Here is an 11550-nt window from a genome sequence, read left to right as displayed (position 1 = left end):
GGTGAAAAACATGTTATTCGTACCTAAGAAAAAATCAAGGGAAATAAGAAAAAGACTGCTCGAGGAACATGAAATTGAATCAAAAAAAAGAATCGATAAAGCTTATGAAGAATACAAAAGATCCCAAAAACAGATTTAGTCAACAATGAACACTTAAAAAATCATATAACCTAGAAAACACCCATATTTAATATATTAAATATTTTTAGCATTTAAAACAAGATTTTTTTTGGAAAATCTAGACTCTCACCACGTTTAAAGGATATAAATTCCCTGAAAATACATTTATATATAATTCAATCATTAATATTAATCAGGAGGTTTAGCCTCCACAATTAGGCAATAATCTAATTGGATAAAGTATAAATCGATATCTTTGGGAAATTGTAGAACACTGTTCTACAATAGATATTGATTATGAATCTATTTTTTTGAAAAAATACGTATTTTCACTACCAAAACCTCGAGAACCCCATTCATACCAGTACATGACAGTATCATAACTGACACCAGCCATCCTGGAAGCTTCCTTTAAAGAATCAGTTTTCCTGTATGCGTCAACAACATCATCCATCTGTTTTTTGAGTTTTTGCGCTTCAAGAGACTTGAAAAATTCATCAATTTCAATAATCTGACTGTGAAAGTAGGAGTATGTCTGGTTATAATCATTTTTACCCCACTCATACCACTGCTCGACATGTTCGGGATTTATATCTGAATCGATTGCTGCCTGTTTTAGATTTTGGGTTTTCCTATAGTTTTTTAAAACCTTATCCATTCTCTTTAAATTCTCATCATTTCTTTTTATTTTATCTTTTTCAAGTTTAATTTGATAGTCCAGATTATCTTTTTTCCTTTTTAACTTAATCAGATCGTTTTTTAAAATGGAATGCCTGTTCCATTTGGAAGTGATTTTGAATTTAAGATTTTCTTCCTTTCTTCTGCAATTTTGAACAGATTCAAAATCGTTTTTAGCTGCATAACTCCTTTTATCCTGTCTGATTTGAGACAATTGTGCGTTTAACTGTTTGATACTTTCTTCTGCAATCTCTTTTTCTTTTTCTATTTGACTTTCCAAATCCCTGATTGAACTGTTCAAATCATCCAAGTCCTTTTGCAGTTTATCCATCACTTTCACCGGACATATAATATTTCAAATCCCACTGAACGTCTTCCTGATTGAATCTGGTTAATTGACTCGGGTCTTCATCAATAAGTTTTTCCAAACCCCAGACACCGCCGATATCGTCCTGAGGATTATACTCACCCTTAAAACGTTTGATTAAAGGATAATACTTATCATATTCAACTGCCTTTTTGACTTCAATGGTAAATGACCATCCGTCACCGTAATCATATTCCCAGTAGATTTTCCTGTTATTTTCAAAATACTCATCAATGATTATTTCACTGGAATTCAGCTCTCCCGGATTGAAATCAATATCTTCAAACTCGTTTGTGATTACATCAGGGCTGTCCTTGAAGGTGAACCTTGATAAGTGATAGCCTGAAAAATCCCATAATATTTTCATGATGCTGTCAAGGTACTTGAATGTTATGCCTGCAGGCAAAATCAAATCTCTCCAGGTCAAAGGTCTGAAATCATCCAGTCTGATTTTAACATCATAGCCTTTTGAAAGGGGTGTTTTATCGTTGATTTTAGTGAAAACCATCTTTGAAAATGCCGGGTTTAGTATAAAACCGAAACTTCCCGGATTTAGAATGATACCGTCGGTGTCCTTTATAAATGCTTTAAGGTTTTTGAATTCATATTTTTCAGGAGTTCTTTCTTTGAAAATCCTATTGAAATCATCGATGTCGCATGATGCCGGAAGAAATAAATTAGGTCCCAACTGAAGAACAGTTATACCTCCCTCGCCATCTGACGGGCAAATCAGTGTGGCATCCACCAGATAATCAATCAGCTCATGCGCCAAACCTACATGCATTGTATCCCCCGGATCTTTTAGGATTTTTTCAACAACCTCAACAATATTATCATTTTTAATGTTTTCCATTTTTAATACAACCATTACAAATTAAAATCAATATAATTTATGTTTAATTACTAAAAAAATATTTTATACTAAACATTCAAATCATCTGAATTATCCGTATAAACTCCGCCATACCAGTAACATTTATCACTAGAACATGTGAGTATCTTAATTTTATTTCTTTTTTTGAATTTATTTAAAATGATTGTGCTTCCACAATATGGGCAATTCCTATTGATTTTTATAATTTCATAATCGTTTTTGTTTTTGAAAAATCTCCTTAAACGGTTTTTGAAAAAACTTTTATCATTTGTAGTGAAGTTTGAATTATTGATTCCACCATATATCAACTTCAATTCATTTTCATAATCTTTTAATGAGCGATAACAGTAAATAATCCGCTTATAAGATTTAAAAGTGTCAACTTTAGAATACAGTTCAATTGCTTCGCGATATTTCTTTTTATCCTCTAAAATCTTGGCTTCCTTAAGTGTTTTTAATTGTTTTATCTTTTTTGCATTTTCAGCTGAAAGATCAATTAACTCCTGTGAAGGTGCCTTTATGGCATCAATCTTTTCATCAAACGAATAATCATCTAAAATATTTAAAAATCCCACAAAAGCGTAAAAGTCATGGCGTTTTAAGAAATCCTTCTTGAAGTTTTCTATACCTTCATCGATGAGCTGACTGTATACCTTATCGGCCACATATATCTTTGAATCGTAACTGTCGATGAAATTGCCTCTTCTGAATAATCCTCTGTTAAAGTATTTCTTCTTTTGCTCTTCCACCCATAATCTGTTTTTATTTATGCCGAATATTACAATATCAATGCCCGCATTTAGCAGGACTTCATGTTTTTTAACCTGAACATAACTTAGTGAATCCGAATTTCCTTTTACCTCACAGAAAAAAGCTTTTTCATCGTTATAAACAAATAAATCCGGAAAACCTCTTTTCTTAACGTTAAAGTTGGAAATCAAATCATATAAAACCTGCAGTATCTGAGCGTTTTTTAAATGATTGCACAGTTCAATAATCTTATAATCAACCTTGGGACATCTTCCTCTAATCTCCTCAGCCAAATCAGCGCCTTTTAGATAATTGAATCTGCTGATGATTTTGCTTTTGTTGTCCTTGAAAAAATCATCATCATAACGATGATTAACATTTGACAGGGAAGGTCTGTGATTCGGATTTCTTTTCAGTTCTTTGTAAAATAAACAGATCAGTAATTTCTTCCAGATGTCGTTTTCTGTGAAAAATGCATTATAACCTCTTAATTTAAAGTTTTCAATTGCAAATTTCTCGCTGGAGTAATTATTACCATCAAAGTCAAATTCGGGCTGAAAATTATCCAGAATATAATCTGCCTTTACTAATTCAAATTCCAAATTTCCCTTTGCATATTCCTTAAATTTCATATTTACACTAAAATAAAGATACCTGAACCGAAGCGGATTTCTTTTTAGGCTTTAGACTTTCAAGATTGTCTAAAAATTCATTTATATCTTCAACCTTAATTGCATCTTTATTGTTTCTTAAAATAAATTCATTTCCTTCATATGATTTTTCAGGCCTGTTTTCAGGCAGATACGCAAACAATTGTCTTTTATAATCATTTGCAAAATCCACTGTATGCATTGTTCCGCTTTTAATGCCGCATTCAACTACAAATGTAGCATCACTGAATGCTGCAACAATCGCATCCCGCTCAACATATGAACCCCTATTGACACCTACATGAGGCTCATATTCAGAAACAAGACATCCTCCAGTTTCAATGATTTTTTGAGCCAGCTGTTTATGTTTAGCAGGTTTAATGACGTTAACGCCACTTGGAAGAACTGCAACTGTGATTTTATTTTCATCAACTGTTGTCTGGTGAGCTATCTTATCACAGCCCAGTGCAAGACCGCTTACAACCACTTTATCTGTTTTGTTAACAATGTTTTGAACAAGACCTGTTTCGAACTCCTGACTTAATGCAGAGGGTTTTCTTGTACCGATAACAGCAATGTTCGGTTTGGATAATGCATCCACATTTCCTTTAACATATAATATCAGAGGTTTTTTATTCCCCATGACTTCCAGTTTTTTAGGATAATTTTCATCAAATACTGTTATTATATGAATTTCAGGGTCATCGGTTATTTCATCATATAATTTTTCAGCTTTAACTTTGGCATTTTCCAGATTCTCCAGTGAAATCTTAAACCTGTACTCAATTTCTGTGATTAAATCATCCAAATCACTGTATTCATCCAATAATCCCAAATAATTTTTATTTATTTTGGCATTGCCCAATCCTTTTATATTCTTTAAAAAAAGCAATTCCTTGAATTTATTAATCATAATATCACTTTGTTGCAGCTATTACAAGTTTGTAAATTTTATCTTCCTCAATATTGTTAGTTCGTAAAATATCTCCACATGCCCTCATTATAGTTCCAGTTGTAGTTATATCATCCAAAACTAAAAATACTCCATTTTCAAAATCATATTTTTCTTCATTATTAAATTTAATAGTTCTTATATGATCATTATATTTTGGCCTGTCATCAGTATTCATATGGGCTGTTTTAACATCCTCAACCCTAACTAACGCATCACTGAAATTAATTATTTCTTTATCACAATCAATCAATCCTTTTTTATAATTGTCTTCAATGATTTTGATTGTTTTTTTCATTGATGAGTGTTTATTTCTCTGTGCTGTGGATGAAGGAATTGAAACAAGAAAAATCCTTTCAATATTATCCTCAACACCATAATTAGCAAAGTCTTCAGTAAACCCGATTATTTCATCTGTAAACTTATTTATAAACTTTGAAACTCTATCTTTGTATTTGAGTATTTCTTTACTGGTATTCACACGTTGTGAATCAAAATAATCCCAATCGTCTTTTCGAATATAATCGTTTAAATAAAAAACATCCTCTTCAGTTTTTCTATATTTATTATTGAAATACTGTTTATTATATTTTTTAATTAAAATGCCACATTCACCATCAGGATATTTTGAAATCAAATCAGAAACTGCCTGTTTAGAAATCGGTTCATTTAAAGAAGAGTATTTATTCCTTAAAATAGAAACTATTTCTGCATTCTGCTTTTTTTTCAAATCCCGGTTGAACTTATTAATTGACTTTTCCATGTTCAATGATGTGAAAAAGTCATGATAGTCCTTAGTGTATTTAATTTTGAAATTTTCAATTTCTTTTTCATCAATAATTTCTGTGGATTTCCTTAAAGTGGAATTAAATTCCTTTAAGATTTCAGACTGCTCTTTTTTAATAAATCCGTTATTCTGAATATTGATAAGTCTGTTAAAATTTTCATAATTTTTTGGATTTAATTTAATTCTTTCATCATCATCAATAAAATGATTGATTTTACCCAATTTCTTTTTAAATTCAGCATTTGCTTTTGACTGATTTTTCTTATTGATACTTTTAAAATTTGCTTTTGAGTGATTTTTCTTATTGGTATTTTTAACAGAAGGTTTATTCCCGCCAAATTTTTTATTATGACTCTTTATAAGCATATTCAAAGAACGAAATCCTGGATATTTTAATTTCAGTTCCTCTCTTTTATCATCATCAATGACTCCGGTTATAGCGTCTATTTCCCTTGATATGCGTTTGATTTCATCAATATCGTAAATTACTTTATCTTTGACCATCGAATCACTTCCAGAATATCTTGATTTGCAGCATGAAAAACCATGTATTAAATAATATTTTATGTGAATAAATAGATAAATCTTATGTTAAACTTGTTATTAAATAAAGTAATTTCCTATTATGATAATTTCCAACATTACTAATGATGAAAACAACTTATTAAAAATTCGATTACAGTTTGCTAGATATTATATATCCAAACATAATCACCAATGCAATGGACATGTTTTCATGACTTTTCACCCTTTACCATAATCCTCGCCCAACAGTTCCTGGTTGACGTCAGGCCATCCGCATTCATCGCAGAATTCATCATAAAGTTCTGCTCCGCATTCATAACATTCAAAAATCTAATCGCCGAAATAATCGTCATCGTAGTATCCGAATTCCTCTGAGTAGTCATAGTTCAAATCATCATCGCCGCAGTCATTTCCCCAGTCGGGGCTGTCTGACAGGTCAGATCCGCACTCCTCGCAGGTTGCCCTTGAGGAATCGTTCAGGTGTCCGCATACGTCGCATGTTATCATATTATCACCAATTTAAAGTTAAACATCCTGTCTGCATATATTTTTATACTTGCAGTATTTGCAGTCTTCGCATTTGCATGAGTTAAATTCTCCATTGTGAATACTTTCTGCAACACGTTCAAGTTCAAGTTTTAAATCTTCAATATATTCCTCATCGATTTCAAAGTCAAGCATCTTTTTGGACTTGATTGTATATACCTTAAGCTGTGAGATTTCCATTCCTTCATACTGCTGGTTCTGGTCTCTTAGAGCAAGGACATATAAGTGAAGCTGCTTTTTGAATTTATTTTTATACTTTGCTTCTAAACGGGTATTCTTATAATCAATAATGCCCAGTTTGCCGTCTATTTCATAAATCAGGTCAACTACACCTGTAAGTGAGTAATTTTTGTCTTTTAAATAGAACGGGTATTCACTGTCAAGCAGTTTTAAATTCTTTCCATAGTTTTCATAGTAGTAAAGCACATTATCGGTTATTTCTTTTAGGTCTTTTTCATATCTATCAGGGTCTTCTTCGTGAAGTTCCTCATTTGCTTTTTCGAATAATTCTTTAACAATATCGATTACCTGATTTTCACCGATAAATTCATTGCCGTTTACAATAATCTCCTTATTGATGACCTCAAGTGCCTTGTGAACAAAAATACCTTCATCGATTTCCTGCTTTTCTGTTATTGTAAAACCTATTTCATTTGCAAGTTTATATCTGAACGGGCAGTTGTTGTAGTTTTCAAGAGCAGTAAAGCTTAAATCAACACAATATGAGTCATCTTCATCTTCTACTTTTTGAGGAAGAACATTTATGTCAATGTTTAAAGGATCAATTAATCTGCAGTAGTCCAAATTACTGTTGATTGCATCACGGATTCTTTTGGGGCCTTTTGGAAGGTTTCTGTAATCATTCTGCATTATTGCAATTTCCCTTGAAGCCTCACAGTTATCTTCTAAAGTTGACAATATCAGTGTGTCCTCGGCTCTTGTCATTGCAACATAAATTATCCTTTCCTCTTCCATTTCATGGGACTTTTCAGGTCCTATTTCCTCATCAAATTTAGGGTATTTGAGACAGTCATCAGGTGTGTAGTAGACAGGTTTTCCGAATGTCCATCCGCTTTTTGGGTTTGGATCAATGTATTTCATTGGGAATTTGTCTTTTTTAAGTGATGGAATGATTACAACCGGAAACTCCAAACCTTTTGATTTGTGGATTGTCATAATCTGAACTCCATCCTCATCTTTTCTGTATCCTTCATGGCCTTCAATTGTTCTGTATATGAACCAGAATGCTCCTCTGATATCCCTTTCAAATCTGACTTCAACAAATGTTGAAAGTGAATTTGTGAGCTTTGAAAGGTTATAGATTATTTCATCATTATCTGAAATTAAGTCCTCATTTAAAAATCCTGTAATGTCTGTTAAGAGTTTGAGATAAACTTCAGAAACTGTTGGTCTTTCATAAAATTTGACATCTTCTGCATATAGTGAGTCTTTAAGTTCATTTAACCGTTTGAAGAACTCCAAATCATCTTCATTTGTTATTCCGTATTCGATTAAATTTTCGTTTGCTAAAACAGGCCTTTCAACACGGTTGAATATTTCAACAAGCATTTCCTCATCACGGTCAAATACCTTGGCAAATGTTGATTTTCCACCGGATTTGTGTGATTCAAGCCACACTTCATTTTCTGTTTGGACAATTTCGGCTTCAAATTTATTTTGAAGATTGTATAAAATCTCTTTAGTTTTATCTGATAGATTGAATAAAATCTGGTCAGCATATGCTTTCAGATTAAGCCAATCCCTCTCCCATCTGTTAAAGAAGTGCTTGTGAGGATCATCATCTGATACCAGATGGAAAAATAGAGTTAAAACTGACTTGATTTCATCTTTTTCAATTAAATCACTTAAACCGCTCATCTGATAATTGATGCCATTTATATCAAGATGCTCTCTTAAATCACCTATGCATCTTGATGAGCTGTCTTTTACTGAACGAAGAAGTATTCCGATGTCTGATAATTTGTTTACTTTCTTGTTTTCTATTAAATACTCGATTATTTTATAGATATTGTATGCTTCGGATTTTGTATCCTCATTAACTAGATAGTAAACTGGGTTTGTTACTTCACGCCCGCATTTTGCTTTTCCCAGAGCTGAATCGGCCGGTCTTTGATGGATAATGAAGTCTTCTGAAATGTCAATAATCTCTTCAGTTGAACGGTAATTGGTTGGAAGGCTTTTGAATTCGAATTCATCCTTGTGGTGTTTTGCAAGATAAGTGAAAGGATTTGTATTTGAGCCTCTAAAACCATAGATACTTTGGTTAATATCACCAACGACTGTAAATGTATCTGCTGTTTTCATTAACTCTTCAAATAATGCCATCTGCATCGGATCAGTATCCTGAAACTCATCTATTAAAATATTTTTAAAAGGTGTTTTAAATCCTTTTTTGAAAACTTCCAGGGCATCCTTTTGCATATGACCATAATCAATTGCATTTTCACGTTTTAGGATTTCTTCATATGTGTTGTAAGATTTGGCAATTTGTAAATACTTTGCATTGTATTTTGACTTTTTAAAATCAGGATTGTTTTTAACTTCATCATACGGATATTTGCCGTCATGCTCTTCCATGTAATTGCGCACGAAACTGACATACTCAGGGTCAACCGGTCTTGTTTCTTCAATATAGTCAATTAATTTATCACTGTAAACATCAAAAGCACAATATTCATTGTATTTGGCTTCGATGTCTCTGATTTCACTGTTTGACATGTATGCTTCTTGGATGAAACCCAGTTCTTTTAAATGTTTACCTATAAATAGAATGTTTTTCTCACCTGCTTCATCTGAGATAATGTTTAGTCCAATCTGACCGCTTTCTTCAAGGACTCTACCACAAAATGAGTGGATTGTTGAAATATGCATTCTTTGAACATCACTTTTAAGAAGGTCTCCTTCTGAAAGTCTTTCCTGAAGCTCTTCGGCAGCCATATGGGAAAATGTAATTATTAACAAAGTTTCAGGGTCAACCCCAAGTTCATTTACCATATAATTTACTTTTTCAATTAAAACTCTGGTTTTACCAGCACCGGGACCCGCTTCAACACTTAAAAACTTATCTCCATCATAAGTTACAACATCTTCCTGCTCTTCGTTTAGATTTAGAGCAATTTCTGAAAACTCAGGAAATGTTATTAGGAAATTTTCCAAATCGTTTTGTAGATCTTCATTTTTGAAATCCTCTTTTTTAAGTGTTTCATAATCCCTTAAAAGAATTGGGATTTCATAGTTATTTGAATCACAAGTTTCCTTTATTTTATCATATAAATTATAGAACTTCTGTTTTTTGATTATATAAGACATATTTTCAACCCGGAAATAAATGTATTAAAGTTGTTATAATATTTGTTGATTGTAATTTAAAATTATTTCTAAAAAGCACTATTATAATTCAAATGTTTAATACCAATACAAATTATGAGCTTCAATTTCATCCAAAACCCATCATGGATAAAAATAAAATTATATATTGTTATTGATATATATCATTTTAATAACAATATTATATTAAAGTGGTAATATGGAAAAGAGATATAAAATAATTATTGCCGTGCTAGTTATAGTTATCATTGCACTTGTTGGTGTTGCACTTTACATGCTTAATGAACAACAACAGCAGTCAACTCAAATTAAAGTTATTGGCAATAAAACAATTGAAGAAGATGGAGCGTTAAACGTTAAACTTTCACTGTTAAATGGCACAGGTATTAAAAATAAAAAAATAAACATCATTATTACAGATAAAAATAATAAAGAAGTTTTAAAGAAAACTATTAAGACAAATTCTAAAGGAAAAGCTAAAGTTAATTTAACAAATATTTCTAAAGGCAACTATGTAGTTAATATTACCTTTGAAGGTGATAAAAATTACTCCGCCAATACTACTTCCCAAAAAATAAAAATCATTGCCAAAAAAGTAGTTGAAAAAGAACCAGAAACAACTTCAGAAGTTACCCAAACTACAGAATCAAGCCAACAGACTGATGAAACCCCTGATGATTTAGGACTCTCACAGCACAAAGCTAGTGATTGGGAATTTGTAAGCAAAGATGGAGATACTGAATATTATACTGATGGCAGAGGGGGTGAACTAGTGATGCATGATGATGATTCATATGAATTTTATGATGGTAAAGGGCATGTTGTAGGAGGCATTAATAGGTAATTTTATCATACTAGTTAATTTTTAAATTCAATTAAAAGTAAGCTTGATACTTGCTTTTAATTTTTTTATTATTTCAATATCGAAGTCTTAGCACCCATCGATTTCTATACACTCTTCAATCGACAATATAGTTTTTTTATCATATTCAACCTCATTATCATTAGGCAAATTATTAATTTTTTTCTTTAAAGACTCATATTTAATTGCCATATGAAGAAGAATATTTTTAGCATGTTCTATATATGGTGAGAGATTTTCTTAAAAGAAGTTAAAATTAATTTTGTGAAATTACTGGTTTTGAAAATAACGAATGTATTATCAATACTTCAGATTATTCTAAATTTTTCATAGAATGCAATAATTATAATTTCAATTCCTCAATACCCATTTTTTTATTATCTAAATACAACTGATTTATTTTTCTTGCAGGAAGCATAATAACCTGTATATTTTCCAATCCCAAATCATGTAAAATTTCTAACTCAACAAAACCTTTGTTTTCAACCTCACTTTCATAAGTCGGGAACAGAAATGCGTTTTTAACTCCTTTGAATTTATGCTTTTCAATGAAATCATTAAAAGCAAGCTCATATAAATACTGTTTTGTTATGCTTTCAAGACCGGGCTGGCCATCCAAAACATCCTCACTAAATTTTAAATTGTAATATTTGGCATCCAGAATGATAAACTCATCATTGTAAAATGTTACTGTATCGGGTATGAAAGTTCCCTTGGCTTTTTTGGTGTGAATACCTTTATAAACCCATTTCGGTTTTTTAATTAAATCAATCAACTCTTTATTTTTCGGGAATTTACTGTTTAACTCAACAGGCAACTTCAAATCTCTTAAACGTTTGTGTAATTTATCACTGAAAACTCTAGCACACATCTCCTCCCAGATTTCATGATAAGTGGATGTTCCATATAAAGTCAGATAATTTTCATTAGTGTGGGCATTTTTATTTGAGATATATGAATGCATTGATTGCAGGAGTTTAATTTTGTGGGTGTTAAATTCCACATTAAGCTCTTTTTCAAGTTTATTTAAAATAAATTATGTTTCAACAAAATCATACTCACTTGTGTATCCTTTGAGATCCATTACCGCA

General features: G+C 31.5%; 9 protein-coding genes. 1 reads left to right on the top strand and 8 read right to left on the bottom strand.

Going from position 1 to position 11550, the window contains the following annotated elements:
- Positions 1-415: 415 nt before the first annotated feature.
- The 7 genes from Q4Q55_RS03895 to Q4Q55_RS03865 form a co-directional block, all read right to left on the bottom strand.
- Entirely contained in the window at positions 416-1129 is a 714-nt protein-coding gene (locus Q4Q55_RS03895) for a hypothetical protein (RefSeq protein ID WP_303371510.1), read from the bottom strand.
- The gene (locus Q4Q55_RS03890) at positions 1122-2018 is read right to left on the bottom strand and encodes a plasmid pRiA4b ORF-3 family protein (RefSeq protein WP_303371509.1); all 897 of its coding nucleotides are present in this window, start codon (positions 2016-2018) and stop codon (positions 1122-1124) included. The genes Q4Q55_RS03895 and Q4Q55_RS03890 overlap by 8 nt, the downstream gene beginning before the upstream one ends.
- Positions 2019-2086: 68 nt before the next feature.
- The gene (locus Q4Q55_RS03885; RefSeq protein WP_303371508.1) at positions 2087-3421 is read right to left on the bottom strand and encodes a VRR-NUC domain-containing protein; all 1335 of its coding nucleotides are present in this window, start codon (positions 3419-3421) and stop codon (positions 2087-2089) included.
- Positions 3422-3428: 7 nt separating this feature from the next.
- Positions 3429-4352 (bottom strand): DNA-processing protein DprA, encoded by a 924-nt coding sequence (locus Q4Q55_RS03880; RefSeq protein ID WP_303371507.1) that lies wholly within the window; start codon positions 4350-4352, stop codon positions 3429-3431.
- A 4-nt stretch (positions 4353-4356) separates the two neighbouring features.
- Positions 4357-5682, bottom strand: a complete 1326-nt coding sequence (locus Q4Q55_RS03875) for a hypothetical protein (RefSeq protein WP_303371506.1) — start codon at positions 5680-5682, stop codon at positions 4357-4359.
- Positions 5683-6033: 351 nt separating this feature from the next.
- The gene (locus tag Q4Q55_RS03870) at positions 6034-6210 is read right to left on the bottom strand and encodes a hypothetical protein (protein WP_303371505.1); all 177 of its coding nucleotides are present in this window, start codon (positions 6208-6210) and stop codon (positions 6034-6036) included.
- Positions 6211-6228: 18 nt separating this feature from the next.
- Complete coding sequence (locus Q4Q55_RS03865; RefSeq protein ID WP_303371504.1) at positions 6229-9579, bottom strand: ATP-dependent DNA helicase; 3351 nt, start codon at positions 9577-9579, stop codon at positions 6229-6231.
- A gap of 217 nt (positions 9580-9796) precedes the next feature.
- Here Q4Q55_RS03865 and Q4Q55_RS03860 point away from each other — a divergent pair, with 217 nt between their 5' ends.
- Positions 9797-10441: a hypothetical protein gene (locus Q4Q55_RS03860; RefSeq protein ID WP_303371503.1), complete on the top strand. Its 645-nt coding sequence runs from the start codon at positions 9797-9799 to the stop codon at positions 10439-10441.
- A gap of 361 nt (positions 10442-10802) precedes the next feature.
- Here Q4Q55_RS03860 and Q4Q55_RS03855 read toward each other — a convergent pair whose 3' ends face one another.
- Positions 10803-11492 (bottom strand): LlaJI family restriction endonuclease, encoded by a 690-nt coding sequence (locus tag Q4Q55_RS03855; protein ID WP_303371542.1) that lies wholly within the window; start codon positions 11490-11492, stop codon positions 10803-10805.
- Positions 11493-11550: the final 58 nt, after the last annotated feature.

It is taken from the genome of Methanobrevibacter sp. (assembly GCF_030539555.1).
GTDB lineage: Archaea > Methanobacteriota > Methanobacteria > Methanobacteriales > Methanobacteriaceae > Methanocatella.
Note: the sequence above shows the minus strand (reverse complement) of the source record. Positions and strands in the feature narration are given on the sequence as shown.

Coding starts and splice junctions, on each gene's coding strand:
- Q4Q55_RS03895 (WP_303371510.1), bottom strand. CDS start 1,129: ATGGATAAACTGCAAAAGGACTTGGATGATTTGAACAGTTCAATCAGG.
- Q4Q55_RS03890 (WP_303371509.1), bottom strand. CDS start 2,018: ATGGAAAACATTAAAAATGATAATATTGTTGAGGTTGTTGAAAAAATC.
- Q4Q55_RS03885 (WP_303371508.1), bottom strand. CDS start 3,421: ATGAAATTTAAGGAATATGCAAAGGGAAATTTGGAATTTGAATTAGTA.
- Q4Q55_RS03880 (WP_303371507.1), bottom strand. CDS start 4,352: ATGATTAATAAATTCAAGGAATTGCTTTTTTTAAAGAATATAAAAGGA.
- Q4Q55_RS03875 (WP_303371506.1), bottom strand. CDS start 5,682: ATGGTCAAAGATAAAGTAATTTACGATATTGATGAAATCAAACGCATA.
- Q4Q55_RS03870 (WP_303371505.1), bottom strand. CDS start 6,210: ATGATAACATGCGACGTATGCGGACACCTGAACGATTCCTCAAGGGCA.
- Q4Q55_RS03865 (WP_303371504.1), bottom strand. CDS start 9,579: ATGTCTTATATAATCAAAAAACAGAAGTTCTATAATTTATATGATAAA.
- Q4Q55_RS03860 (WP_303371503.1), top strand. CDS start 9,797: ATGGAAAAGAGATATAAAATAATTATTGCCGTGCTAGTTATAGTTATC.